General features: G+C 72.4%; 24 protein-coding genes. 7 read left to right on the top strand and 17 right to left on the bottom strand.

Annotation, left to right across the window (positions count from 1 at the left end; translation table 11 throughout):
- The first annotated feature begins 92 nt into the window (after window positions 1-92).
- Window positions 93-548: an RpiB/LacA/LacB family sugar-phosphate isomerase gene (locus ACH4NX_RS26075; protein ID WP_351400907.1), complete on the top strand. Its 456-nt coding sequence runs from the start codon at window positions 93-95 to the stop codon at window positions 546-548.
- 49 nt (window positions 549-597) lie between these two features.
- Here ACH4NX_RS26075 and rocD read toward each other — a convergent pair whose 3' ends face one another.
- From rocD to ACH4NX_RS26060, 3 genes are all read right to left on the bottom strand, one after another.
- Window positions 598-1,827 carry an ornithine--oxo-acid transaminase gene (gene rocD, locus ACH4NX_RS26070; RefSeq protein ID WP_398128908.1) on the bottom strand — a complete coding sequence of 410 codons (1,230 nt, stop codon included), beginning with the start codon at window positions 1,825-1,827 and terminating at the stop codon, window positions 598-600.
- Window positions 1,824-2,663 (bottom strand): dimethylargininase, encoded by an 840-nt coding sequence (gene ddaH, locus ACH4NX_RS26065; protein ID WP_398128907.1) that lies wholly within the window; start codon window positions 2,661-2,663, stop codon window positions 1,824-1,826. The genes rocD and ddaH overlap by 4 nt, the downstream gene beginning before the upstream one ends.
- Before the next feature lie 192 nt (window positions 2,664-2,855).
- Window positions 2,856-3,338 (bottom strand): Lrp/AsnC family transcriptional regulator, encoded by a 483-nt coding sequence (locus tag ACH4NX_RS26060; RefSeq protein ID WP_351400909.1) that lies wholly within the window; start codon window positions 3,336-3,338, stop codon window positions 2,856-2,858.
- A gap of 77 nt (window positions 3,339-3,415) precedes the next feature.
- Between ACH4NX_RS26060 and ACH4NX_RS26055 the strand changes: the two genes are divergently transcribed.
- The 4 genes from ACH4NX_RS26055 to ACH4NX_RS26040 are packed head-to-tail and all read left to right on the top strand — an operon-like array spanning window position 3,416 to window position 7,501.
- Complete coding sequence (locus tag ACH4NX_RS26055; protein WP_351400910.1) at window positions 3,416-4,174, top strand: LytTR family DNA-binding domain-containing protein; 759 nt, start codon at window positions 3,416-3,418, stop codon at window positions 4,172-4,174.
- Between the two features lie 3 nt (window positions 4,175-4,177).
- Window positions 4,178-4,537, top strand: coding sequence for a hypothetical protein (locus ACH4NX_RS26050; protein WP_351400912.1), 360 nt, complete (start codon window positions 4,178-4,180; stop codon window positions 4,535-4,537).
- A 19-nt stretch (window positions 4,538-4,556) separates the two neighbouring features.
- Complete coding sequence (locus ACH4NX_RS26045) at window positions 4,557-6,287, top strand: cation acetate symporter (RefSeq protein WP_351400913.1); 1,731 nt, start codon at window positions 4,557-4,559, stop codon at window positions 6,285-6,287.
- On the top strand, window positions 6,284-7,501 hold the full coding sequence (locus ACH4NX_RS26040; protein WP_351400914.1) for a histidine kinase: 1,218 nt from the start codon (window positions 6,284-6,286) through the stop codon (window positions 7,499-7,501). The genes ACH4NX_RS26045 and ACH4NX_RS26040 overlap by 4 nt, the downstream gene beginning before the upstream one ends.
- Before the next feature lie 25 nt (window positions 7,502-7,526).
- Here ACH4NX_RS26040 and ACH4NX_RS26035 read toward each other — a convergent pair whose 3' ends face one another.
- From ACH4NX_RS26035 to ACH4NX_RS26010, 6 genes are all read right to left on the bottom strand, one after another.
- Window positions 7,527-7,697: a hypothetical protein gene (locus tag ACH4NX_RS26035; RefSeq protein WP_345593212.1), complete on the bottom strand. Its 171-nt coding sequence runs from the start codon at window positions 7,695-7,697 to the stop codon at window positions 7,527-7,529.
- 13 nt (window positions 7,698-7,710) lie between these two features.
- Window positions 7,711-9,372, bottom strand: coding sequence for a septum formation family protein (locus tag ACH4NX_RS26030; protein ID WP_398128906.1), 1,662 nt, complete (start codon window positions 9,370-9,372; stop codon window positions 7,711-7,713).
- Between the two features lie 127 nt (window positions 9,373-9,499).
- Window positions 9,500-10,450: a cytochrome c oxidase assembly protein gene (locus ACH4NX_RS26025; RefSeq protein ID WP_351400917.1), complete on the bottom strand. Its 951-nt coding sequence runs from the start codon at window positions 10,448-10,450 to the stop codon at window positions 9,500-9,502.
- Window positions 10,451-10,566: 116 nt separating this feature from the next.
- On the bottom strand, window positions 10,567-11,592 hold the full coding sequence (locus ACH4NX_RS26020) for a 6-phosphofructokinase (RefSeq protein WP_351400918.1): 1,026 nt from the start codon (window positions 11,590-11,592) through the stop codon (window positions 10,567-10,569).
- 189 nt (window positions 11,593-11,781) lie between these two features.
- Window positions 11,782-12,510: a glutamine amidotransferase gene (locus tag ACH4NX_RS26015; RefSeq protein ID WP_351400919.1), complete on the bottom strand. Its 729-nt coding sequence runs from the start codon at window positions 12,508-12,510 to the stop codon at window positions 11,782-11,784.
- 23 nt (window positions 12,511-12,533) lie between these two features.
- Window positions 12,534-13,772 carry a MurT ligase domain-containing protein gene (locus ACH4NX_RS26010; RefSeq protein ID WP_279564117.1) on the bottom strand — a complete coding sequence of 413 codons (1,239 nt, stop codon included), beginning with the start codon at window positions 13,770-13,772 and terminating at the stop codon, window positions 12,534-12,536.
- 169 nt (window positions 13,773-13,941) lie between these two features.
- On the opposite strand from ACH4NX_RS26010, the gene def reads away from it, so the two are divergent.
- Window positions 13,942-14,481 (top strand): peptide deformylase, encoded by a 540-nt coding sequence (gene def, locus ACH4NX_RS26005; RefSeq protein ID WP_351400921.1) that lies wholly within the window; start codon window positions 13,942-13,944, stop codon window positions 14,479-14,481.
- A gap of 138 nt (window positions 14,482-14,619) precedes the next feature.
- Here def and ACH4NX_RS26000 read toward each other — a convergent pair whose 3' ends face one another.
- Window positions 14,620-15,276, bottom strand: a complete 657-nt coding sequence (locus tag ACH4NX_RS26000) for a TetR family transcriptional regulator (protein ID WP_351400922.1) — start codon at window positions 15,274-15,276, stop codon at window positions 14,620-14,622.
- Window positions 15,277-15,445: 169 nt separating this feature from the next.
- Between ACH4NX_RS26000 and ACH4NX_RS25995 the strand changes: the two genes are divergently transcribed.
- Window positions 15,446-16,708, top strand: coding sequence for an acyl-CoA dehydrogenase family protein (locus tag ACH4NX_RS25995; protein WP_398128905.1), 1,263 nt, complete (start codon window positions 15,446-15,448; stop codon window positions 16,706-16,708).
- On the opposite strand, the gene ACH4NX_RS25990 is transcribed toward ACH4NX_RS25995, so the two are convergent.
- The 7 genes from ACH4NX_RS25990 to ACH4NX_RS25960 form a co-directional block, all read right to left on the bottom strand.
- Window positions 16,705-17,238 (bottom strand): cupin domain-containing protein, encoded by a 534-nt coding sequence (locus tag ACH4NX_RS25990; RefSeq protein ID WP_351400924.1) that lies wholly within the window; start codon window positions 17,236-17,238, stop codon window positions 16,705-16,707. The two genes, ACH4NX_RS25995 and ACH4NX_RS25990, sit on opposite strands and share 4 nt — an antisense overlap.
- Entirely contained in the window at window positions 17,235-18,461 is a 1,227-nt protein-coding gene (locus tag ACH4NX_RS25985; RefSeq protein ID WP_398128904.1) for a cytochrome P450, read from the bottom strand. Before ACH4NX_RS25985 ends, ACH4NX_RS25990 begins: the two co-directional genes overlap by 4 nt.
- Window positions 18,458-19,606 (bottom strand): type III polyketide synthase, encoded by a 1,149-nt coding sequence (locus ACH4NX_RS25980; RefSeq protein ID WP_398128986.1) that lies wholly within the window; start codon window positions 19,604-19,606, stop codon window positions 18,458-18,460. The genes ACH4NX_RS25985 and ACH4NX_RS25980 overlap by 4 nt, the downstream gene beginning before the upstream one ends.
- 115 nt (window positions 19,607-19,721) lie before the next feature.
- Window positions 19,722-19,958 carry a DUF6213 family protein gene (locus ACH4NX_RS25975; protein ID WP_279564124.1) on the bottom strand — a complete coding sequence of 79 codons (237 nt, stop codon included), beginning with the start codon at window positions 19,956-19,958 and terminating at the stop codon, window positions 19,722-19,724.
- Between the two features lie 25 nt (window positions 19,959-19,983).
- Window positions 19,984-21,369, bottom strand: a complete 1,386-nt coding sequence (locus ACH4NX_RS25970; RefSeq protein WP_398128903.1) for an NADP-dependent succinic semialdehyde dehydrogenase — start codon at window positions 21,367-21,369, stop codon at window positions 19,984-19,986.
- A gap of 96 nt (window positions 21,370-21,465) precedes the next feature.
- The gene (locus tag ACH4NX_RS25965) at window positions 21,466-21,927 is read right to left on the bottom strand and encodes an NUDIX domain-containing protein (protein WP_351400927.1); all 462 of its coding nucleotides are present in this window, start codon (window positions 21,925-21,927) and stop codon (window positions 21,466-21,468) included.
- Window positions 21,924-23,462: an ATP-dependent DNA ligase gene (locus ACH4NX_RS25960; protein WP_398128902.1), complete on the bottom strand. Its 1,539-nt coding sequence runs from the start codon at window positions 23,460-23,462 to the stop codon at window positions 21,924-21,926. Before ACH4NX_RS25960 ends, ACH4NX_RS25965 begins: the two co-directional genes overlap by 4 nt.
- Between the last annotated feature and the right edge of the window lie 331 nt (window positions 23,463-23,793).

The following is a 23,793-nucleotide window of genomic DNA, read 5'->3' as shown; positions in this document are numbered from 1 at the left end:
CCGATCATCCTGGGTATGGTCGTGACTTCGGTCATGTGGTTGAGCCGATGAGGTGAGCGGCGCGCCGGGCGGGCGGTGGGTAGGCTTCGCCCATGCGCGTCTCCGTCTCCTCCGACATGGACGAACCCGTAGCCCGCCTCCTCGTCGAGGAGCTGCGCGCACGGGGCCACGAGGTGCTGCCCCACGGCGCGCTGCGGCCCGGGGCGGACCCGCGGTGGGCGGTGTGCTCGCAGCGGGCGGCGCGTGAGGTCGCCGACGGCACGGCCGACCAGGCGGTGGTGTGCTGCTGGACCGGCACGGGAGCGTCGATCGCCGCCAACAAGGTCCCGGGCGTGCGGGCCGCCCTGTGCACCGACGCCCACACCGCCGACGGGGCCCGCCGCTGGAACGACGCCAACGTACTCGCGATCGGCCTGCGGCTGACCTCGGCGCCGCTGCTGCGGGAGATCCTCGACGCCTGGTTCGCGGGCGGGCCCAGCGAGGACGCCGAGGACCTGGCTAACGTGGCCCACCTGGAGCGGCTCGACCGGGACCCAGCCGCTCCGTGACAGCACCGTCAGGACGCCAGGCCCTTCGGTCCTCCAGGTCCGGGGTCCTTCAGGAGGTCAGGACCTTCTCCAGCGCCCCGAGCGCCCCCGCCAGCTCCTCGCCGGTGACGGTCAGCGGCGGGGCCAGCCGGATGGTGGAGCCGTGGGTGTCCTTGACGAGGACGCCCTCGCGCATCAGCCGTTCGCTGATCTCGCGGCCGGTGCCGAGCGCCGGATCGACGTCGACGCCCGCCCACAGGCCCCGCGCGCGGAAACCGACGACGCCCCTGCCGACCAGGGCGGTCAGGCCCTCGCGCAGCACCGCGCCCAGTTCGGTGGCCCGGCGCTGGAACTCGCCCGTCTCCAGCAGATCCACCACCGCCGTGCCGACCGCGGCCGCCAGCGGGTTGCCGCCGAACGTCGAGCCGTGCTCGCCCGGGCGCAGCACGCCGAGGACCCCCCGGCTGCCGACCACCGCCGACACCGGGACGATGCCGCCGCCCAGCGCCTTGCCGAGCAGCACCACGTCCGGCACGACCGACTCGTGCTCGACGGCGAGGGTGCGCCCGGTGCGGCCGAGACCCGACTGGATCTCGTCCGCGACGAAGAGGCAGCCGGCCCGGCGGGTCAGCTCCCGCACGCCGGCCAGATAGCCGGTGTCCGGGATCAGCACGCCCGCCTCGCCCTGGATCGGTTCGATCAGCACGGCCGCCGTCGTCTCGTCGACGGCCGCCTCCAGGGCCGCCAGGTCGTTGTACGGGACGACCCGGAAGCCCGGGGTGAAGGGGCCGAAGCCGGAGCGGGCCGTCTCGTCCGTGGAGAAGCTCACGATCGTCGTCGTACGGCCGTGGAAGTTGTCCGCCGCGACCACGATCGTCGCCCGGTCGGCCGGGACGCCCTTGACGTCGTAGGCCCACTTGCGCGCCACCTTGATGCCGCTCTCCACCGCCTCCGCGCCGGTGTTCATCGGCAGCACCATGTCCGTGCCGGTCAGCCCGGCCAGCCGCTCGGCGAAGGAGGCGAGACGGTCGTTGTGGAAGGCGCGCGAGGTGAGCGTGAGCCGGTCCAGCTGGCGGTGGGCGGCCTCGGTCAGCGCCGGGTGGCGGTGGCCGAAGTTGAGCGCCGAGTACCCGGCCAGCATGTCCAGGTAGCGGCGGCCCTCCACGTCCTCGACCCAGGCGCCCTCCGCGCGGGCCACGACCACGGGCAGCGGATGGTAGTTGTGCGCGAGGACGGGCTCCTCCGCGCGGATGAGCTCCTCGGAGCCGCGGGTGCGGACGGGACGGGCGGGCGCGGTCATGTACGGGTCTCCCGGATCTCCTGGGTGCAGCACTTGATGCCGCCACCGGCCTTGTGGAACTCGGACAGGTCGACGGGGACGGGCACGTATCCCAGGCCGGCGAGGCGGTCGGCGAGTTCCCGGGCCCCGGGCGCGAGGAACACGTGCCGTCCGTCGCAGACGGAGTTGAGCCCGAACGCCATGGCGTCCTCGCGCGTGGCGATCACCGCGTCCGGGTAGAGCCGCTCCAGCACCTCGCGGCTGCCGGGCGAGAAGGCCCCGGGGTAGTAGGCGATGTTCCCGTCCGCTGCGCCGTCCGCGTCGTCGAGCACGAACAGCGCCGTGTCCAGGTGGTAGAAGTACGGGTCCACGAGCGTCAGCGAGACCACCGGCACGCCGAAGAACTCCTGCACCTCGCGGTGCGCCTCACGGGTCGTACGGAACCCCGTGCCGGCCAGGATCCAGCGGCCGGCCGGGACCAGGTCGCCCTCGCCCTCGCAGACCTCCTCGGGATGGTGGACCTCGAAGCCCTCCGTCTTGAACCACGCCTCGTAGGGCACCGACTCGGGACGGCGCTCGCGGGCGTGGAAGAGGGAGCCGCAGACCCGGCCCCCGACGACGACCGCGCAGTTCGCGGCGAAGACCATGTCGGGCAGGCCCGGCACCGGCTGGACGGTGTCCACGGTGTGGCCGTGGGCGCGGTACGCGTCGACCAGCGCCTGCCACTGGTCCAGGGCGCGGATGACGTCGACGGGCCGGTCGGGGCTCATCCACGGGTTGATCGCGTACTGCACGGCGAAGTGTCTGGGTTCGCAGACCAGGAAGCGCCGCCGGCGCGGCACACGGGAATCGGACACAGAGGGGTTCCTCCGCTTCCTGACGGATTGTGACTGGGGTATGACACCACGGTAGGAAGCGAAGGAGACGGACGACAAGCGACAAAAGCTGCGTGTTCGCGCACGAACGCTGCGTCCTGAGCCGGTCCGGCGCACGCCTGCTGCGCCCTCGGCCGGTCCGCGGGCCGCCACCCACGGGTTCCGGGGCCGCGCCTACGGTGCCGGATGGCTCGCGCCCGCCTCCGGACTGTCCGGGATCAGATGGGACAGCACCATCACGCTGATCGTCTTGCGGATGAACGGCTCCGCCCGGATCCGTTCCAGCACCTCCTCGAAGTGCTCCACGTCCCGCGCCCGCACATGCAGCAGCGCGTCCGCCCCACCGGTCACCGTCATCGCCGCCGTGATCTCCGGGTAGCCGCGCGCGACCTGGGCCAGCCGCCTCGGCGGCGCCGCCCCCTCGCAGTACACCTCCACGTAGGCCTCGGTGCGCCAGCCCAGCGCCAAGGGCCGCACCGTCGCCGTGAACCCGGTGATCACACCGGTCTCGCGCAGCCGGTCCACCCGGCGCTTGACCGCCGTCGAGGACAGCCCGACCTCCGCGCCGATCTCGGCGAAGGACGTCCTGGCGTTCGCCATCAGGGCGGTGACGATCTTCCGGTCGAGTTCGTCGAACGAGGCGGGCCTGCTGCTCATGCGGGCACTGTATCCAGCGGATACGTCCACGTCGGGCACGTGTGCAGGCGTACGGATTGCTCCTACACTCCAGCCTCATGCTGCGCGCCCTGGCTGTCGACGACGAACGCCCCACCCTCGAGGAACTCGTGTACCTGCTGAACGCCGATCCCCGCATCGGCACGGCGGAGGGCGCGTCGGACGCGACGGAGGCGCTGCGCCGCATCAACCGCGCCCTGGAGTCGGGCCCCGACGGGCCGGACTCCATCGACGTCGTCTTCCTCGACATCCAGATGCCCGGCCTGGACGGACTCGACCTCGCCCGGCTGCTGAGCGGGTTCGCCCGCCCGCCGCTGGTCGTCTTCGTCACCGCGCACGAGGACTTCGCCGTGCAGGCCTTCGACCTCAAGGCCGTCGACTACGTCCTCAAGCCCGTCCGCAGGGAACGGCTCGCGGAGGCGGTCCGCCGCGCCGTCGAACGACGGGGCACCGTGACCCCGGCCCCGCGCATACCCGTGCACGAACCCGATCCCGACCACATCACCGTGGAACTGGGCGGCGTCACCCGTTTCGTCCCCGTCGAGGACATCACCCACGCGGAGGCCCAGGGCGACTACGCCCGCCTGCACACCGACAAGGGCAGCCACCTCGTCCGCATCCCCCTGTCCACCCTGGAGGAGCGCTGGCGTGCCCGCGGCTTCGTCCGCATCCACCGCCGCCACCTCGTCGCCCTGCGCCACATCGCCGAGCTCCGTCTGGACGCCGGGACCGTCAGCGTCCTGGTCGGCACCGAGGAACTCCAGGTCAGCCGGCGCCACGCCCGCGAACTGCGGGACCTGCTCATGCGGAGGCCGTGAGTCATGCCCCAGGACCCCACCGAACGCCGCGTCACCGTCACCGGCCCGCCCAGACGCACCGGCAGGGCCCCCGGCTACTACCGCCCGCGCACCGAGATCGACGAGCAGACCACCCTCGGGCACACCTACGTCCGCTCCCTCATGCGCAGCCAGCTGCGGGCCGGCCTCACCGCCTTCGCGGTGCTCGGACTCCTGGTCGGGCCGCTCCCGCTGCTGTTCGCGGCGATGCCCGACGCCCACCGCCTGGAATGGACCGTCCTCGGCTTCGGCCTCTACGCCCCGCTCGTCCTCCTCGCCCGCTGGTACGTGCGCCGCGCCGAGCGCAACGAACGCGACTTCGTGCGCCTCGTCGAGGACCGATGACCCCGTCCCCGAAGGCGCCATGAACTCCAGCTACGCCATACCCGCCGTCGCCCTCGTCGTCGTCGCCACCGTCCTCGTCGGCGCCTTCGGCCTGCGCATCTCCCGCACCACCTCCGACTTCTACGTCGCCTCCCGCACCGTCGGCCCCCGCCTCAACGCCGCCGCCATCAGCGGCGAGTACCTCTCCGCCGCGTCCTTCCTCGGCATCGCCGGGCTGGTCCTCGTCCAGGGCCCCGACATGCTCTGGTACCCGGTCGGCTACACCGCCGGCTACCTGGTCCTGCTCCTGTTCGTCGCCGCCCCGCTGCGCCGCTCCGGCGCCTACACGCTGCCCGACTTCGCCGAGGCCCGGCTCGCCTCCCAGGCGGTGCGGCGGCTCGCCGGGGCCTTCGTCGTCGGCGTCGGCTGGCTGTACCTGCTGCCCCAGCTCCAGGGCGCCGGACTGACCCTGGCCGTGCTGGGCGGGGCGCCCGACTGGCTGGGCGGAGTGATCGTCGCCGTCGTCGTCACCGCCATCGTCGCCGCCGGCGGCATGCGCAGCATCACCTTCGTCCAGGCCTTCCAGTACTGGCTGAAGCTCACCGCCCTGCTCGTCCCCGCCCTCTTCCTGGTGCTGGCCTGGCAGGGCGACGGCGCACCCGGCCGCCCCTTCGAGGAACCGGCCACCTTCCGCGAGCAGCGCTCCGTCCGGGTCGAGGACAGCCTCACCCTCAAGCTGGAGCGGCCGCTGACCGTCACCGTCGACGGCACGGTGGACGGCCGCGCCCACGACGGCACCCGGCTCGGCCTGCCTTCCGGCACCCATCACATCGAGGCCGGCACCCGCCTCACCTTCGCCAAGGACACCCCCGTCCCGGCCGCCGGACGCGGCGCCGACGACGCCCTGTCACCCTCCCGGGCCGAGAGCCGCACGGAACGCCCGCTGTACGCCACGTACGGCCTGATCCTCGCCACCTTCCTCGGCACCATGGGCCTGCCGCACGTCGTGGTCCGCTTCTACACCAGCCCGCACGGCGTCGCCGCCCGCCGCACCACCGTCGCCGTCCTCGGCCTCATCGGCGCCTTCTACCTGCTGCCGCCCGTCTACGGCGCCCTGGGCCGCATGTACGCCCCCGAGCTGACCCTCACCGGCGACGCCGACGCCGCGGTGCTGCTGCTGCCCGACCGGGTGATCGGGGGAGTGGGCGGCGACCTGCTCGGGGCGCTGGTCGCGGGCGGTGCCTTCGCCGCGTTCCTGTCCACCGCGTCGGGGCTGACCATGGCCGTCGCGGGCGTCCTCACCCAGGACGTGCTGCCGTCCCGCGGCGTACCGCACTTCCGGCTCGGCACCCTCCTCGCCATGGCCGTGCCACTGGCGGCGAGCGCACTGGTCGGCGGGCTGCCGGTCGCCGACGCCGTCGGCCTCGCCTTCGCCGTGTCCGCCTCCTCCTTCTGCCCGCTGCTCGTCCTCGGCATCTGGTGGCGGCGGCTGACCCCGCCCGGCGCCGCGGCCGGAATGCTGGTGGGCGGCGGCTCCGCCCTCCTCGCCGTCGCCGCCACCATGGGCGGCTTCCCGGGCGGCGGCGGTGCGCTGCACGCCCTGCTGGCCTGGCCGGCGCTCTGGTCGGTGCCGCTGGCCTTCCTCACCATGGTGCTGGTCTCCCTGGCCACACCCGGGCGCGTCCCGGCCGGGACGGCGGCGATCCTGGCCCGCTTCCACCTGCCGGAGGAGCTGCGCACGGACGAACTGCACAAGGAGGTGGCCCCGTGAGCGGCTCCACGAGCGGCTTCCTGGCGGGCCTGGCCGTCGCCGTGCTCCCGCTGCTGGCCGCGGGCTTCTGGCTGGGGCGGCGCACGGCCCGCCCGCAGAACCTCGGCGGTCTGGGCACCCCGGTCGAGCACGCCACCTTCCAGACCCTGCACACCGCCTCCCTGGCCACACCCCCGCTGCGGGCGGGCCTGACCGAGGAGACCGCCGGCAAGTCGGCCCGCAAGCTGCGCTCCCTGCTCGGCACGGACGCGCTCTGCCTGACCGACCTCGGGGAGGTCCTGGCCTGGGACGGCGCGGGCGCCCACCACCGCACCGAGATCATGGAGCGCCTCGCCGGACCACTGGAGACCGGCCGAGGCGAGGCCTTCCCGCTCTCCTGCCTCGTCCCCGACTGCACGGTGCGCTGGGCGGTCGTCGCCCCGCTCACCGTCGACGACCGGGTGCACGGCGCCCTCGTCGCCTGCGCTCCCCGTGAGTCCGCCGTCCTGGTCCGGGCCGCCGGCGAGGTCGCCCGCTGGGTCTCCGTCCAGCTGGAGCTGGCCGACCTCGACCAGTCCCGGACCCGGCTCATCGAGGCCGAGATCAAGGCCCTGCGGGCCCAGATCTCCCCGCACTTCATCTTCAACTCGCTCGCGGTGATCGCGTCCTTCGTGCGCACCGACCCCGAGCGCGCCCGCGAGCTGCTGCTGGAGTTCGCAGACTTCACCCGCTACTCGTTCCGCCGGCACGGCGACTTCACCACCCTCGCCGACGAGCTGCACGCCATCGACCACTACCTGGCGCTGGTACGGGCCCGCTTCGGCGAGCGTCTCGCCGTCACCCTCCAGGTCGCCCCCGAGGTACTGCCGGTCGCCCTGCCCTTCCTCTGCCTCCAGCCGCTCGTCGAGAACGCCGTCAAACACGGCCTGGAGGGCAAGTCCGACCGGTGCCGCATCCAGATCACCGCGCAGGACGCGGGCGCCGAGGCACTGGTCGTCATCGAGGACGACGGCGCCGGCATGGACCCGGGCCTGCTGCGCCGCATCCTCGCGCGCGAGGTCAGCCCGTCGGGCGGCATCGGACTGTCCAACGTCGACGACCGGCTCCGCCAGGTCTACGGAGACGACCACGGCCTCGTCATCGAGACGGCCGTCGGCGCGGGCATGAAGATCACGGTCCGGCTGCCGAAATACCAGCCGGGCGTGCACTCGGCGGGCCGGCTCGGCCGCGAGTGAACGGTGGTGCGCCCCGGCGCGGGGCTCAGGCGCTGCGCGTGGTCACCAGCCCCAGCGTGATCAGACCCAGCACGACCCAGCCGAACCACAGCCAGCCGTTGCTTCCGAGCCCCACCGTGTAGGCCGTCACCGCGACCAGGCCGCCGATGGTGAGCGCCCCCATCGTCTTCGTCGAACTGTCCGTGGAACCGGGCATCGCGACACCCTCCTCATGGTCCGTTCCCCTCCATGGTGCCCCCGTTCCGCCTCCGTACGGTGCAGACGACGAGATGTGAGCCCGATTTCCACGCGCCGGCGGCCGTCCGCGAACCGGACTCGTACAGGGAGGGGTCGAATCCGTAGTCGCGCGGCGGCACCCGGCGCGCACACGCCGTGTCCGCCGCCGCGGGTGCCTCGGCGAGCGAGACACCGGGGGCCAGTCGGGTGAAGCCGAGCACCTGGGCGTCGTACCGGCCCGAGCAGGACACCAGCCGGGCCTGACGCGCGGAGCGCTCGTCCAGGCAGTCCCGGCGCTGCATGGTGGCGGTGTCCGCGAACACCGTCCCGGGCTCGCGGTGCCGTCCGAGCGGTCCGTGCAACGGCCCGTACGCGCCCACGACCAGGCATGCCGTGCGCCCGAGCGCCGTCTCGAAACCGTCCTCGGCCGGCACGACCGCCACGCCGCGCACCCCGGCCAGCCGTCCCCGGACCTCCCGCGTCCGCTCCTCGCACCGTACCGGACCCAGCTCGCGTGCCTCCTCGGCGGAGGAGGCGGGCACGAACGCCATCACCTGGCCGTCGGGCGTCCCGCCCCGGCAGGCCGGGTCCGCGGTGAGGCGCGGCGTCCCCGTGAACCGGGTGCCCTCCGGCCAGCGGACGCGCACGCAGTCCCCGTCCCTCAGCGGCGTCACGAGCCCCACGGCGTCGCCGTACGGTGCCCCGGCCCCGTCGGCCGCCCGGTCGGCCAGGGCGTACCAGGCGCCGCCCAGGGCGAGGGACAGGCCGAGCCCGCCGGCCAGGGCGGCCCGCAGGGCCCGCAGGCGCGGACGCCGGTGCCCGGCGGGGGAGGCGGCGGAGGCGGCAGAGGTCCGCCGATCGACGGGGGTGGAGGAAGGAGCGGAGACGGAGGTGGAAGCGGAGGAGGAAGCGGCTGGTCCGGTCACGGCCGGGCGCGCCGCGGACCAGGGCGGCCGCGACCCCGGATCGGTCCGCGGCCGGGCGTACGTCTCCGTCTGGGGCGTGACGATCCACGCCATTTCCGCCTCCGCCTCGGCCACCGTGACACGCGGCCCGGGGGCCCGGCCGAGCAGCCTCTCCAGCAGGGGCCCCAGCGCGCCGGCACGCACGGGCACGTCCCGGCCGAGGGGCTCGCGGCCCTCGACGGCGTAGTACAGCGTGCGGCCCAGAGCGAGGAGAGCGTCGCCGTCGCCGGGACCGGCGACGACGTGGTCCAGGAGCAGGATCCTGCCGTACGGCGCGCCGCCGCGGTCCGGCGCCAGCAGGATGCCGGCCGGCGTCGGCCGCCGGTGCGGCACGCCCCGTCCGTGCCCGGCGTCGGGCGCGTCGAGCACGGAGAGCACCGCGAGCCCGATCCGGGCGCAGTCGGCCGGGGCCCGCGGCCCGCGCCGGGCCACCAGCTCCCCGAGATCGACGGCGCCCGCCACGTACTCCATGACGATCCACGGCACGTCCTCGTGCTCCACGACGTCATGAACGGCCACCAGGTGCGGATGGCCGTACCGCGGCCGTGGCAGGCTCCGGGGACCGGTGCGGGCGGCCTTCAGCGCGACCTCGCAGCCCAGCCGCTGGTCGTGGGCGAGCCACACCCGGCCCGAGCCGCCGTCGCCGAGCGGACGCAGCAGCAGATAGCGGCCGGCGACGAGTCGGCCCACCTCCGGCCGCCGTGATCCCGGCCCCTCCGCCTGTGGCCCCTCTGATCCTGAGAACGCGTGACGCGCCATACCGCTCCCCCCGGGCGGTTCCCCCGACGCGCCACATGCTACTGAACGCAGCCGCCGTTCAGCCGCCGCGTGTGCTCAGTGAGGCCAGATAGGCGTTGTACGCCTCAAGTTCCTTGTCGCCGTCGCGGTCGGCCGCCCGGTCGCTGCGCCGGGCCTGCCGCTCCTCCGAGGCGTACCACTGGAACAGCAGCGCGAGCAGCACCAGCACGGACGGGACCTCGCTGAAGGCCCAGGCGATGCCGCCGGCCGCGTTCTGGTCGGAGAGCGCGTCGATGCCGAGTGAGGCGGGCGGGTTCTTGAACGTCTCCACCATGGGGGAGGACGCCATCATCAGCGCGATGCCGAAGAACGCGTGGAACGGCATGCCCGCGAACAGTTCCAGCATCCGCATCAGGTAGCCCGGCCGGTGGGGGCCCGGGTCCACGCCCATGATCGGCCAGAAGAACACCACGCCGACGGCGAGGAAGTGCACCATCATCGCGATGTGCCCGACCTGGGAGCCCATGAGGAAGTCGAAGAGGGGGGTGAAGTACAGCGCGTACAGGCTCGCGATGAACAGCGGGATGGTGAACGCGGGGTGCGTGATGATCCGCATGTAGCGGCTGTGCAGCAGCATCAGCAGCAGTTCGCGGACGCCCTTGCGGCCACGGCCCGCGGGCGGCAGCGCGCGCAGAGCGAGGGTGATCGGGGCGCCGAGCAGCAACAGGATCGGCGACACCATGCTGATCATCATGTGCTGCACCATGTGCACGCTGAACATGACCATGCCGTAGTCGTTGAGCTTGGTGCACATCATCAGCGCGACGCTCAGCACGCCGACGACGAAGGACACGGTCCGGCCCACCGGCCACTTGTCACCGCGCCGGGTCAGCCGGACGACGCCCCATCCGTACAGCGCCAGTCCCAGGAGGCAGGCGATCAGGAAGAAGGGGTCCGCCGACCACGCGAGACCTCGCCCCAGCGTGAACGGCGGCAGATCCATTGTCATGCCGTGCCCGCTGTGATCCATCCGCCGGCTCCTGTTTCGTGGGGGTTGAGCGCGGTTGAGCGCTGTCTGTCCGAAGCAAGACTAGAACCGCCCCCGGCCACACTGGTGACCGGGGGCGGCTTGTCGTCGGGTATGCCTCAGAGAACGCACTCCGCTTCCGCGTACCGCTCGTCCGGCACCGTCTTCAGCGTCTCGACGGCCTCCGCCAGCGACACCATCGCGATGTCCGTCCCGCGCAGTGCCGTCATCATCCCGAACTCCCCGCGGTGCACGGCCTCCACCGCGTGCCAGCCGAACCGGGTGGCCAGCACCCGGTCGTACGCCGTCGGCGTGCCGCCGCGCTGGACGTGACCGAGTATCACCGGCCGGGCCTCCTTGCCGAGGCGCTCCTCCAGCTCGATCGAGAGCTGGCGGGCGATCCCGGCGAAGCGCTCGTGGCCGTAGACGTCCTTGCCGCCCTCGTCGAAGTCCATGCCGCCGGCCTTCGGCTTGGCGCCCTCCGCGGCCACCACGATGGCGAACCGCTTGCCCGCAGAGAAGCGCTCGCCGACCTTGGCGGTCAGCTCGTCGATGTCGAAGGGCCGCTCCGGGACGACGACGGCGTGCGCGCCGGCCGCCATGCCCGAGTGCAGCGCGATCCAGCCGGTGTGACGGCCCATGACCTCGACGATCAGCACCCGCTGGTGGGACTCGGCGGTGGTCTTCAGCCGGTCCAGGGCCTCGGTGGCCACCGTGACGGCCGTGTCGAAGCCGAAGGTGACGTCCGTGACGGCGATGTCGTTGTCGATGGTCTTCGGTACGCCCACGATCGGCAGGCCGTTGTCGGACAGCAGCCGGGCCGCCTTCAGCGTGCCCTCACCGCCGATCGGGATGATCGCGTCCAGACCGAGTTCCTCGACGTGCCCCCGGGCCCGCTCCACGCCGTCCCGCAGATGCTCGGGACGGACCCGGGAGGAGCCGAGGATGGTGCCGCCGCGGGCCAGGATGCCACTGACCGCGTCGAGGTCGAGCTTGAGGTAGTCGCACTCCAGGAGGCCCTTCCAGCCGTCCCGGAAGCCGATGACCTCGTCGCCGTGGTCGACTACGGCGCGGTGCACGACGGACCGTATGACGGCGTTCAGGCCGGGGCAGTCACCGCCGGACGTGAGGACACCAATGCGCATAGCCCGGAATACCTTCTCAAGTGGCACGGGGGCCGGACCGCGCTGTCCGGCTCGATTCCCGCCACCCTAGCGGCATCGGGGGGCGGGACCGAACCACGCGTCCGCCTACTGGACGTGCCCGCTCACCTGTGCGGATGAGTCATCAGACGGGCCCGCCCACGGAGGCCGGCCGGCTGCCGAGCAGTCGGCCTACGCGGGCTGCTGCGCGGCGGCGATGCGCTCGCCCCGCAGTGCCTCGTACCAGCGGTCGTCGGTCGGCGGCAGCGCGTTCACGTCGAGGGCCAGCTTCAGCAGCAGGTCCGCGATCTGCGGGTTGCGCGCCAGCACCGGGCCGTGCATGTACGTACCGAAGACCGTGTCGTTGTACGCGCCCTCCGTACCGTCGCCCGTGCCGTTGCCGTTGCCGAAACGGACCTGGGCGAGCGGGCGGGCGCCGGGGCCGATGTGCGTGATGCCCTGGTGGTTCTCGAAGCCGGTCAGCGGCGGCAGGCCCAGGCGCGGGTCGATGTCGCCGAGGACGTCGCCGACGCACCGGGCGCCCTCGCCGCGGGTGGAGACCACGTCGAGCAGGCCGAGGCCCGGCTCGCGCTGGCCCAGGTCGTTGATGAACTCCTGGCCCAGGATCTGGTAGCCGGCGCAGACGGAGAAGACGATCGCGCCGTTCTCCACCGCCCGGTACAGGCCGCCGTCCCGGCGCAGCCGCTCGGCCGCGAGCCGCTGCGGGCGGTCCTCACCGCCGCCGATCAGGTAGATGTCGCCGGAAGTCGGGATCGGCTGGTCGCTGCGCACGTCGAGCCGGGCCACGTCGAGGCCGCGCTGGCGGGCCCGGCGCTCCACGACGAGGGCGTTGCCCTGGTCGCCGTACGTGCTGAGGAGGTCCGGGTAGATCCAGACGATCCGCAGTTGGTTGTCGCTCACGAAAGTCCCCTGAAATCTCGCGGTCAGTTGCCGACGCGGCGGCGCAGGTCCTGGAAGGCGGTGTAGTTCGCGATGACCTCGATGCGGCCGGGCGGGCACAGCTGCACCGCCTGGTCGATGTCCTCGCAGACCTGGAACTGCTGGTTGGCGACCTCCAGGCGCACCGCGAGGTCCAGCTTCCGGTCACCGACCAGGCAGATCGGGTGGCCGGTCAGCCGGGTGTAGTCCACGTCCCACAGCCAGGAGGTGTCGGTGCCGTCGGCGCCGCGCGCGTTCACCGACAGGATCACCGGGGTCGGCGGCGGGTCGATCAGGGAGAAGGTCTCCAGCCAGCCCGCCGGGTTCTTGGCGAGCAGCAGGCGCAGGTCACGGCCCTGGTACTGCACGACGTCGTAGCGCCCGGCGACCGCCTGCACCTGGTACATGCGCTCCAGCGCCACCTGCGGCGGCACCCCGAACACGGCGGCGACGGCCGCCGACGAGGCGGCGTTGGCCTTGTTGGCGCGGCCCGGCAGCTGGAGGTGGATCGGCCAGGCGGAGCCGTGCGGGTCGAGTACGTGGTCGCCGGACAGCGCCCAGCTCGGCGTGGGCCGGCGGAAGCCGCACTCGCCGCAGAACCAGTCGTCACCGGGGCGCTGCATCACACCGCCGCAGGACGGGCAGGACCACGCGTCGTCCTTCCACATCTGCCCGGCCGCGACCCAGATCACATTGGGGGAGGAGGACGCGGCCCACACCACCAGCGGGTCGTCGGCGTTGGCGACGACCACGGCCTTCGAACCGGCCAGACCCTCGCGCCAGTTCTCGGCGAGCATCCGGGTCTCCGCGGCGCGGTCCAGCTGGTCGCGGGAGAGGTTGAGCAGGGCGATGCACTTCGGCTCGGTGGCCTGGGCGACGCCGACGAGGTACTTCTCGTCGACCTCGATGACGCCGAACCGGGCCTCCGAGCCGCCCGCGAGCGCCGAGGTGATGCCGGCCGGCATGTTGGCGCCGAGCGCGTTGGAGACGACCGGGCCGGCCGCCTTGAGCGCCTCGGCGATGAGCCGGGTGGTGGTGGTCTTGCCGTTGGTCGCCGAGACGAGGGTCACGTCCAGGTGCTGGGCGAGCCGTGCGAGGAGGTCGGGATCGAGTCTCAGCGCGACCTTGCCGCCGATCACCGAACCGCTGCCGCGCCCCGCGGCACGAGATGCCGCCGCGACCGCCTTGCCCGCGGTCACGGCGATCTTGGCCCGGGGCGAGAGCGGGTCCGAGTTGCCTGCCATCAGTTCTCGATCCTCCTTGCGTACGCGCCGCGCCTGAAGCCTGACGGCCACGTGGTGTGGACCTCAGCCTATCGAGATCCGTTCGCACTCCCGAATCGCGGCACCGGCCACGGGGTTTTGGCGGTGGGCGCGAGCCGCCGCGGGACACAGGGACCTTACTCTTGCCGCCATGCGACACGGCTCCATCCCGGGCGCCCACGGGCGCACCCGCCCCCTCGGCCTCCTCGGCGACCCCGTCCTGCACGCGCCCTGCGAGGAGGTGACGGACTTCGGCCCGGAACTCGCGGCCCTCGTGGAGGACTTGTTCGCGACCATGTACGCCGCGCGCGGCGTGGGCCTGGCCGCGAACCAGATCGGCGAGCCGGTACGCGTCTTCGTGTACGACTGCCCGGACGACGAGGACGAGCGCCATCTCGGCCATGTGGTGAACCCGCGGCTGGTCGAGACCGGCGGGGTGGTGGTGCGCGGGCCGGAGGGCTGTCTGTCGCTGCCGGGGCTGGAGGCCGGGACGGAGCGTCATGACGAGGCGGTCGTGACGGGTCTCACGCTGACCGGGGAGCCGGTCACCGTGCGCGGGACGGGGTTCTTCGCCCGGTGCCTCCAGCACGAGTGCGATCACCTGGAGGGCCGGGTGTACGCCGATCGCCTGACGGGCCGGCGCCACCGCAAGCTGATGCGGCAGGTGGCGCGGGCGTCCTGGCGCCGCTGAGCGAGCTGCCCGGCCGGTGACGGCCACGGACGCGTCCCGCGCCCGGCGCGTGGCCCGAGGCACCGTCGGAGAGGCGTCCGCGGCATCGGCGCGGCACCGGCACGGCATCGGCGTGCGGCCGCGCGCGGCCTGTGACCGTCAGAAGCCCGGGCCGCCCGCCTTGTCGCCGGCCGCGGCGAGGCGGCCCCACAGCAGGTCGGCCAGGGTGCGCACCAACTCCTCGCGGGAGCAGGGGCGTTCACCCAGCCACCAGTCCCCGGCGGCGTGCATCATGCCGACGATTCCGTGCCCCCACACCCGGGCCAGTTGCTGGGTGCCCGGTCCGACGTCGAGACGTTCCTCGATGACCTGGGCCAGTTCCTCGCCCATACGGCGCAGCAGCGGCGCCGAGTGCTTGCCGATGTCGAAGCCCTGCTCGGTCTGGTCGCCCGTCGGGGCGGCGCCCTCCGCCGGATGCATCAGGAAGCGGTACACCTGCGGGCGGGCCTCTATGGCCGCCAGATAGGTGTCCAAGGTGGCCTCGACGCGGTCCCGCCGTTCCGCCGGAGCGTCCAGGGCGGCCCGCAGCGAGGACAGGAGCGCGTCCGTGTGCCGCCGGGCGAGGGCGGCGTAGAGTCCGCTCTTGTCGCCGAAGTGGCGGTAGAGGATCGGCTTGGTGATGCCGGCCTCGGCGGCGATGGCGTTCATCGAGGCCTGGGGGCCGTCGCGCAGCACCACCCGGTCGGCGGCCTCCAGCAGCTCACGCCGGCGGCGGTCGGCGGACCGCTGTTGATCGGTCCGCTGCGTGGTGTCCATGTGCTCTCCCCACCCGTGCTGTTTCGGTGACGCCTGCGCAAACTAACACCTGGCGGACACCCGGCATCGAACGGGAGGGCGACGGGGCCTCGGGAGTTGACTTTTCCTACCCGCCGGTAACAGACTCGGGTTACCGCAAGTAACATGCACGTGCGTCACTGGAGGGGACATGGCCGAGTTCACCATGGAGCTGAGCGACGAACAGAAGGAGGTCCGGGACTGGCTGCACGGCTTCGCGGCCGACGTCATCCGCCCCGCGGCCGCCGAATGGGACGAGCGTGAGGAGACTCCCTGGCCGGTCATCCAGGAGGCCGCCAAGGTCGGCATCTACTCCCTCGACTTCTACGCCCAGCAGTACTTCGACCCCACCGGCCTCGGTATCCCCATGGCGATGGAGGAACTGTTCTGGGGTGACGCCGGCATCGCGCTGTCCATCGTCGGCACCGGCCTCGCCGCCGTCGGCGTCCTCGCCAACGGCACCGAGGAGCAGATCGGCACCTGGATCCCCCAGATGTACGGCGACGCCAACGACGTGAAGCTCGCCGCGTTCTGCTCCTCCGAGCCCGACGCCGGCTCCGACGTGGCCTCCATGCGCACGCGTGCCGTGTACGACGAGGCCAAGGACGAGTGGGTGCTCGACGGCACCAAGACCTGGGCGACCAACGGCGGCATCGCGAACGTCCACGTCGTGGTCGCGGTCGTCGACGCGGAGCTGGGCTCCAAGGGCCATGCCTCCTTCATCGTCCCGCCGGGCACCCCCGGGCTGTCCCAGGGCCAGAAGTTCAAGAAGCACGGCATCCGCGCCTCGCACACCGCCGAGGTGATCCTCGACAACGTGCGCCTCCCCGGCTCCTGCCTGCTGGGCGGCAAGGAGAAGCTGGACGCGCGCCTGGCCCGCGCCCGGGAGAAGGCCAAGAAGGGCGGCATGGGGGTCCCCCCGCTCGAGCGAAGCCGAGAGTGGGGGAGGGTCAAGAACGCGGCGATGGCCACGTTCGAGGCGTCCCGCCCGGCGGTCGGCGCCATGGCGGTCGGCACCGCGCGTGCCGCGTACGAGGTCGCGCTGGAGTACGCGCAGACGAGGGAGCAGTTCGGCCGCCCGATCATCGACAACCAGGGCGTCGCCTTCCAGCTCGCGGACATGCGCACCTCGATCGACGCGGCGCGGCTGCTGGTCTGGCGGGCCTCGTGGATGGCGGTCAACGGCAAACCGTTCACGGCGGCCGAGGGCTCGATGTCGAAGCTCTTCGCGAGTGAGACGGCGAAGAAGGTGACCGCCCAGGCGATCCAGATCCTGGGCGGCAACGGGTACACGCGGGAGTACCCGGTGGAGCGGATGCACCGCGACTCCGCGATCTACACGATCTTCGAGGGCACGAGTGAGATCCAGCGGCTGGTGATCGCCCGGACGCTGGCGGGGATGCCGATCCGTTAACGATGCCTGAGCGGCGTCAGCTGCTCGATGTCGTACTTGGCCCTCAGCGTCTCGATGGCCTCGTGGTCCGGCGGACCTCCGTCCGACAGGATCTCCAGCAGTTCCTCGAAGTAGCGTTCGTGGTCCGGGGGCGGGCCGGCCTGGAAGAACATCTTGGCCGGCTCGCCCGTCGGGTTCGCGAAGGCGTGCGGGCAGCCGGGCGGTACGACGATGACCGTGCCCGGGGTGGCGCGGACCACCCGGTTGCCGGTACTCGACTCCCACTTCTGCCAGTTGTCGGGCGTACGCACGCGCGGCTCGAAGGCGAGGACGTCCAGTTCGCCCTCGAGCACGTAGAACAGCTCCTCGCTGCGGGTGTGCACATGGGCGCCGACGTCGAAGCCCGGCGGCACGACGACCTCGAAGGTGGAGGCCATGCGCGAATGCGAACCGGTCACCTTGAAGGTCACGTGCTGGGCGGGTGCCTGCACGACCCTGCCGTGCCCCGGCGGCACCAGCAACCCCTGCGACTCCGCCGCGAGGCCGCTCACCAGGTCACCGGCAGGGCCTCGGGACCGCGGATCAGCGCCCCCTTCCTGAAGGGCACGTCCTCGGGCGGCACCGCGAGCCTCAGGCCGGGCACCCGGTCCAGGACCGCGTCGACGAGCAGCTCCGACTCCAGCCGGGCCAGCATGCTGCCGGGGCAGTAGTGCGGGCCGAAGCCGAAGGACACGTGCGGGTTGGGGCTGCGGGCGAAGTCGATCGTGTCCGGGTCGGGGAAGACCTCCGGGTCCCGGTTCGCGGCCAGGTACGACACGTAGACCGCGTCACCCGCCCGGATCCGAACCCCTTGGATCTCCACGTCCTCCAGGGCGATCCGGGACAGCCCGACGGCGTTGCGATGGGGAATCCAGCGCAGCAGCTCGTCGATGGCCCGTGGACGGGTTTCGGGTTCGGAACGAAGGCGTTCGGCGAGTTCGGGGCGGGTCAGCAGCAGGTAGAACATCTGCCCGCTGTTGTTGGTGACCGCCTCGCCGCCGATCTGCAGCAGGACGGCGAGCCCCACCGCCTCCTCCAGAGTGATCTCCTCCCGGCCCACGGCCGCGCCGAGGAGCGAGGTGACGTCCTCACCGGTGCTGTCGGACCGGAGCCCGACGAGATCGGCGAAGTAGGCGCTCATCTCCTGCTTGGCCTTCTCGCTGACCTCCGCGCCGTGCGAGGAGGACAGGATCAGCTGGGTCCAGGTGTGCATGCTGTGCCGGTCGGTGGCCGGGACGCCCATCAGCTCGCAGATCACCGCGATGGGGAAGGGGCTCAGCACGGCCTCGGTGAGGTCGGCCGGCGGGCCGGCCCTCAGCAGGGCGTCGACGAGTCCGTCGAGCATGACCCGGGACCGTTCGCGCACGCGCTCCACGCCCCGGGCCGTGAACGCGGCGGCCGCCGAACGGCGCAGCCGGGTGTGGTCGGGAGGGTCGAGGAAGCCGACCGCGCCACGTGCCGGGATGAAGTGCGGGGCGAGCCGGGTGACCTGCCGGTCCATGACGGCCTCGCGGCCGAACCGGGAGTCGTTGGTGACCAGGCGGACGTCGTCGTGGCGGGTCACCAGCCAGGCCCAGCCCTCGCCGTTGGGCAGCGAGATACGGGTGAGGGGACCGTCGCGCATCAGCTCGGTCAGGACGGGGTCGAAGTCGGTGCCGGGCAGGTCGAGGGCCGGCCAGTCCCGGACGGGCGGAGCGGCTTCGGCCCCGGCCCGGTCGATCGTCTCTTCAGTCACGCTTGCCTCACGCCTTGCCTCACGCCTTGCGTCTCGTCCGCGGTCTGCCAGCGGCCCAGGGACATCTCCGCGGTGATGCCGGGACCGAAACCGGCCAGCAGCCCGCGCGCCCGGTCCTGGGCACCGCCTTCGTCGAAGAGCCTGCGCAGCGCGTCCAGGACGACGGCGCTGGCGATGTTGCCGTACTCGGTGAGCGTGGCCCGGCTGAACCGGAACGCGTGCCGGTCGACGTGCAGGAACGTGCTGAGGTCGTCCAGGATCCGGGGCCCGCCGGCGTGGACGATGTAGAAGTCCAGGTCGGAGGCGTCCCAGCCGTGGGTCTCCGCAAGGTCCCGCAGGGCCGGAGCGAGCGGCTCCATGGTGGCCGGCACCCGTTTGTCCAGCAGGAAGTGGAAACCGGTCGCCTTCACGTCGTACATGATCCACTCTTCGGTCTTCGGGATCAGATAGGAGCCGTTGCGCTCCAGCCGGACCCCGGTGCCGCCCTGACCGCGGACTACCGCGGCGGCGATGCCGTCGCCGAAGAGGCCGTTGGAGAGCAGGGAGCCGACACCGATGTCGGTGGGCTGGTAGCACAGCGAGCAGAACTCGCAGGCCACGATGAGCGCGTTCGCCTCGGGATAAGCGGTGCAGAAATCGTGGGCCCGGTTGATCGCCGCACCGCCGGCCGCGCATCCCAGCTGGGCGATGGGTATCTGCCGCGTGGTGCTGTCGAAGCCCATCTCGTTGATCAGCCACGCCGTGAGCGAGGGCATCATGAAGCCCGTGCACGAGACGTAGATGATCACGTCGATGTCGGTGGTGAGCAGTTCCGCGTCGTCCAGGGCCCGCTGGACCACCGCCGGGACACGGGACTTCGCCTCCCGCTCGTAGATCCGGTTGCGGTCCTCGAAGCCGGGGTGCTTCAGGGTCTCCTCGATGGGCTGCACGATGTGCCGGGTGCGTACCCCGGTGTTCTCTATCAGCCGGAGGGCCAGCGGCAGTTGGGGATGGTCGGTGTGGCGCTCGCGCGCCAGCTCCAGCGTCTCCTCCATCGTGATCACGTGCTCTGGAACGGACACCGAAGGTCTGCACAAAGTCGCCATGAACCGTGCCTGCTTTCGCCTCGCGGAAGGCTCTCGCCCCCCGGCCGGAAAGTGGTGCACCTTTTCGGGGTGCTCACCCACGATCACTCACGGGGATGGCGATCTCTCGCCGGGCTACTCCGTCTCGGGGACCGGACCGGACCGGACCGGACGGCGCGGGCGGGGAGGAACGGCGTCAGGAGGACTGGCCGCTGCTGTGGGCGATGCACGCCACGTCGATACGGTCGGCCAGCTTGGCGAGCTCGATGGTGAGGGCGGCGACCGTGTCCTCGTCCAGACTCTCCTCGCCGGCCTCCACCAGCCGCAGCCACCGCCCGCCCACCGTACGCAGGAGTTTGCTCACGTCGGACGCGGCGACCTGCAAAGTGCCGTGGTCGTCGACGATCAGAGGCAGGGTCACTTCGCGGTTCACAAAGGGGATCGTAGTCGCGGAAGGCTCACGCTCCGTGCCATACGGTGGTGATGTTGCAGAACTCCCGGATTCCGTGCCCGGACAGCTCACGCCCGTAGCCCGACCGCTTGACCCCGCCGAACGGGAACGCCGGATGGGACGCCGTCATCCCGTTGACGTACACGCCGCCGGCCTCCAGGTCCCGTACGAAGCGGTCCACGTCGGCGTCGTCGCGGGTCCACACGTTGGAACTGAGCCCGAAGTCGGTGTCGTTGGCGATCAGCACCGCCTCGTCCAGGTCGGCCGCCCGGTACAGCGTGGCGACCGGGCCGAAGGCCTCCTCGCGGTGGATGCGCATCTCGCGGGTCACGTCGGCCAGCACGGTCGGCGGGTAGTACCAGCCGGGCCCGTCCGGGCGTTCGCCTCCGCACAGCACGCTCGCCCCGCCGCGCACCGCGTCGTCGACCAGCTCCACGAGGTCGTTGACGCCCTGCTCGCTGGAGAGCGGGCCGACCTCGGTCGCCTCGTCCATCGGGTCGCCGACCGTCAGCGCCTTCATGCCCTCGGTGAAGCGTGCGACGAAGGCGTCGTAGACGTCCGTGTGCACGATGAACCGCTTGGCGGCGATGCAGGACTGTCCGGCGTTCTGTGTGCGCGCGGTCACCGCCACCTGGGCGGCCCGGTCGACGTCGGCGGACGGCATGACGACGAACGGGTCGCTGCCGCCCAGCTCCAGCACCGTCTTCTTGATCATCTCCCCGGCGGTGGAGGCGACCGCGCGGCCGGCGGGCTCGCTGCCGGTGAGCGTCGCGGCCCGCACGCGCTCGTCGCGCAGAATGTCGTCGACCGCGGCGGAGCCGATGAGCAGGGTCTGGAAGCACCCCTCGGTGAAGCCCGCCCGATGGAACAGGTCCTCCAGGTACAGGGCGGTCTGCGGCACGTTCGAGGCGTGCTTGAGCAACCCGACGTTGCCCGCCATCAGCGCGGGCGCCGCGAAGCGGATCACCTGCCAGAGCGGGAAGTTCCACGGCATCACGGCGAGCACCGGCCCGAGCGGCCGGTAGCGGACCAGCGCCCGGGAGGCGCCGGAGTCCTTCACGTCCGCCTCGGCGGGCTCCTCGTCGGCCAGCAGCTCCGCCGCGTGGTCGGCGTACCAGCGCATCGCCCTGGCGCACTTGACGGCCTCCGCGCGGGCCTGCTTGACCGGCTTGCCCATCTCCGTGGTGATGACCTTCCCGACCTCCTTCTGGTCCGCCTCCAGAAGATCGGCGGCCCGGCGCATGAGCCCGGCCCGCTCATAGAACCCCGTCGTCCGGTACGTGCGGAAGGTGGCCTCCGCGAGCTGGAGCCGGCGCTCGATCTCCTCCTCGCCCATGGCCTCGTACGTCCTGAGCGTCTCGCCGTTCGCCGGGTTCACCGTCGCGATGGGCATGGCCGACCTCCTGGGTGCGCGTTCGTGCTTCGACCTTGGCGTGTGGCGCGGGGTGCCGCAACGCGCACGGGTCCCGTCGCCACCGGTCGACTCTCGTCAGTGCGAGTGCTCAGCCAGCCGGTCGAGAAACGCGGCCTGCGCCTTCACGATCACCTCGCGCGCCCGGTCCACCGGGAACCAAGCCACCCGGTCCAGCTCGGGGAACTCCTCGGACCGCCCCGACCGCGGCGGCCACTCCATGCGGAACGTGCCGGGGACGACGGCGGCCGGGTCGAGGCCGGCCTCGACCGCCCAGACCGTGACCACCTTCCCGCCCGCCTGTCGGACCTCCCCGAGCGGTACGGCCACGCCCTCGGGCGGCGGCAGCCCCAGCTCCTCCTCGAACTCGCGCCGGGCCGCCTCCCAGGCCGGCTCGGCGGGGTCGTACTCGCCCTTCGGGACGGTCCACGCCCCGGCGTCCCGGCCGGCGTGGTAGGGGCCGCCCATGTGCCCGAGGAGCACCTGGAGATCCTGGCCGGGTCCGCGCCGGTACAGCAGCAGGCCCGCGCTGCGCCTCACGGGGCCGCCCCGGGGTGGGCGGCGAGCAGGGTGTCCACCGTGTCCGCGTTCTCGGGGCGCTTGTCCTCGCGGTAGCGGACCACGCGGGCGAAGCGGAGGGTGACGCCGGCCGGGTAGCGGGTGGAGCGCTGGAGGCCGTCGTAGGCGATCTCGACGACGAGTTCGGGGCGTACGGTCACCCCCCAGCCGTGTTCCTCGACGGCCAGCCGCTCCAGGCGCTCGGTCTGCCAGGCCAGCAGTGCGTCGGTCATGCCCTTGAAGGTCTTGCCCAGCATGGCGAAGGAGCCGTCGGCGGTGCGGGCGCCGAGGTGGAGGTTGGAGAGCTTGCCGGTGCGGCGGCCGTGGCCCCACTCGGCGGCCAGGACGACCAGGTCGAGGGTGTGGACGGGCTTGACCTTCAGCCAGGAGGCGCCGCGCCGGCCCGCGCTGTAGGGGGCGTCGAGCCCCTTGGCCACGACGCCCTCGTGCCCGCGCCGCAGTGTCTCGGCGAGGAACTCCTCGGCGGCCTCCGTGTCCTCGGCCCCGCGCACCAGCTCGCGCCGCACCCGGGCCGGCTCGGGGACCAGCCGGGCCAGCTCCGCGTGCCGCTCGGTCAGGGGCAGGTCGAGCAGGTCGTGGCCGTCGACGGACAGCGCGTCGAAGAACACGACGGAGACGGGGACCGTCCGCGCGGCGGTGGCCACGTCCGTGCGGGAGCCGACCCGTCCGGCGGTCTCCTGGAAGGAGCGGGGGCGTCCGTTCTCGTCGAACGAGATCACCTCGCCGTCCAGGACGAACCGCTCACCGGGCAGTTCGAGCGCCGCCGCGGTGACCTCGGGGAGCCGGTCGGTGATGTCGTCCAGGGTGCGGGTGTAGAGCCGTACGGTGCCTCGGTCGCGGTGCACCTGGACGCGGATGCCGTCGAGCTTCTCCTCGACGGCCGAGGCGCCCAGCTTGCCGACCGCCTCGGCGACCGAGGAGGCGCTGTGCGCCAGCATCGGCAGGACCGGGCGGCCCACGGTGAGCCGGAACCGGTCCAGGGCGCCGGGCCCGTCGGCCAGCAGTGCCTCGGCCACCGTCTGCAGCGAGCCCGCGAGCATCACCGCCCGCCGTACGTCCGCCGGGGGCGCGTCGGTCGCCGCGGCCAGGCCCTCCACGGCGGCAGCGTCCAGGGCACCCTGCCGGACCTCCCCGGTGAGCAGCCCGACCAGGAAGCGCTGCTCGTCCTCGGTGGCCGCGCCCATCAGCTCGCCGACCAGCCGTGTCCGCTCGGCCTGCGAACCGGCGCCGGACACCGCACCGAGCCGCGTGAGCCGGGCGTCCACCTCGCGCACGGTCAGGGTCGGTCCGGCGGCCGGTGGGACCGGGCGGCTCAGCACCTTCCAGCCGACGCCGATCCGGCCCTGCGGGAGCCGGCCCGCCAGGTACGGGATGACGACCGGCACGTCCGCCGCCTCCGCCTCCCGGAACAGCTCCGCGAGCAGGGCGGTCTTCCGGGACCGCGCCGACGTGGCGGCGACCTCCCGGGACACCTGGGCCAACCGGGTAAGCAGCATGCAGTCAGAGTGCACCGCGGAGGCCGGGACCACACCCGCGCGCCTCGTCCGGTCGGTCTGCGGGGCGGACGCCGGGCTACCCGGGCACGTCGCCGCCGCTGAGCACCCGCACTCCTCGGAGCGAGATCAGTCGACGCACCGCCGTGAATCGGTCGCATCCAGGGCGACCGACACATCCTCACGCCAGAACTCCACTTGATCAAACAAATTGCCACATTCAGTCCCTGCACGCGTCTTGCCGTGTCCGGCGGCCCGCCCCTAGCCTCGCTGGGAGCGCTCCCATTCATCACCCGAAACAGGTTCCTCTCGCGCCCGACCTGAGTGAATCGTT

Source organism: Streptomyces sp. NPDC017225, assembly GCF_044331465.1.
GTDB lineage: Bacteria > Actinomycetota > Actinomycetes > Streptomycetales > Streptomycetaceae > Streptomyces.
The sequence above is the reverse complement of the archived record's forward strand: the minus strand, read 5'-3'. Positions and strand labels throughout refer to the sequence as shown.

What these genes read in the sequence shown, in the direction of transcription:
- ACH4NX_RS26035 (WP_345593212.1), bottom strand. Translation starts at nt 7,697, where the DNA reads ATGCCCGGTTCCACGGACAGTTCGACGAAGACGATGGGGGCGCTCACC.
- ACH4NX_RS26050 (WP_351400912.1), top strand. Translation starts at nt 4,178, where the DNA reads ATGCCCCAGGACCCCACCGAACGCCGCGTCACCGTCACCGGCCCGCCC.
- ACH4NX_RS26045 (WP_351400913.1), top strand. Translation starts at nt 4,557, where the DNA reads ATGAACTCCAGCTACGCCATACCCGCCGTCGCCCTCGTCGTCGTCGCC.
- ACH4NX_RS25995 (WP_398128905.1), top strand. Translation starts at nt 15,446, where the DNA reads ATGGCCGAGTTCACCATGGAGCTGAGCGACGAACAGAAGGAGGTCCGG.
- ACH4NX_RS25970 (WP_398128903.1), bottom strand. Translation starts at nt 21,369, where the DNA reads ATGCCCATCGCGACGGTGAACCCGGCGAACGGCGAGACGCTCAGGACG.
- ACH4NX_RS26055 (WP_351400910.1), top strand. Translation starts at nt 3,416, where the DNA reads ATGCTGCGCGCCCTGGCTGTCGACGACGAACGCCCCACCCTCGAGGAA.
- ACH4NX_RS26000 (WP_351400922.1), bottom strand. Translation starts at nt 15,276, where the DNA reads ATGGACACCACGCAGCGGACCGATCAACAGCGGTCCGCCGACCGCCGC.
- rocD (WP_398128908.1), bottom strand. Translation starts at nt 1,827, where the DNA reads ATGACCGCGCCCGCCCGTCCCGTCCGCACCCGCGGCTCCGAGGAGCTC.
- ACH4NX_RS26060 (WP_351400909.1), bottom strand. Translation starts at nt 3,338, where the DNA reads ATGAGCAGCAGGCCCGCCTCGTTCGACGAACTCGACCGGAAGATCGTC.
- ACH4NX_RS26025 (WP_351400917.1), bottom strand. Translation starts at nt 10,450, where the DNA reads ATGGATCACAGCGGGCACGGCATGACAATGGATCTGCCGCCGTTCACG.
- ACH4NX_RS26075 (WP_351400907.1), top strand. Translation starts at nt 93, where the DNA reads ATGCGCGTCTCCGTCTCCTCCGACATGGACGAACCCGTAGCCCGCCTC.
- ACH4NX_RS25960 (WP_398128902.1), bottom strand. Translation starts at nt 23,462, where the DNA reads ATGCTGCTTACCCGGTTGGCCCAGGTGTCCCGGGAGGTCGCCGCCACG.
- ACH4NX_RS26010 (WP_279564117.1), bottom strand. Translation starts at nt 13,772, where the DNA reads ATGGCAGGCAACTCGGACCCGCTCTCGCCCCGGGCCAAGATCGCCGTG.
- ACH4NX_RS26020 (WP_351400918.1), bottom strand. Translation starts at nt 11,592, where the DNA reads ATGCGCATTGGTGTCCTCACGTCCGGCGGTGACTGCCCCGGCCTGAAC.
- def (WP_351400921.1), top strand. Translation starts at nt 13,942, where the DNA reads ATGCGACACGGCTCCATCCCGGGCGCCCACGGGCGCACCCGCCCCCTC.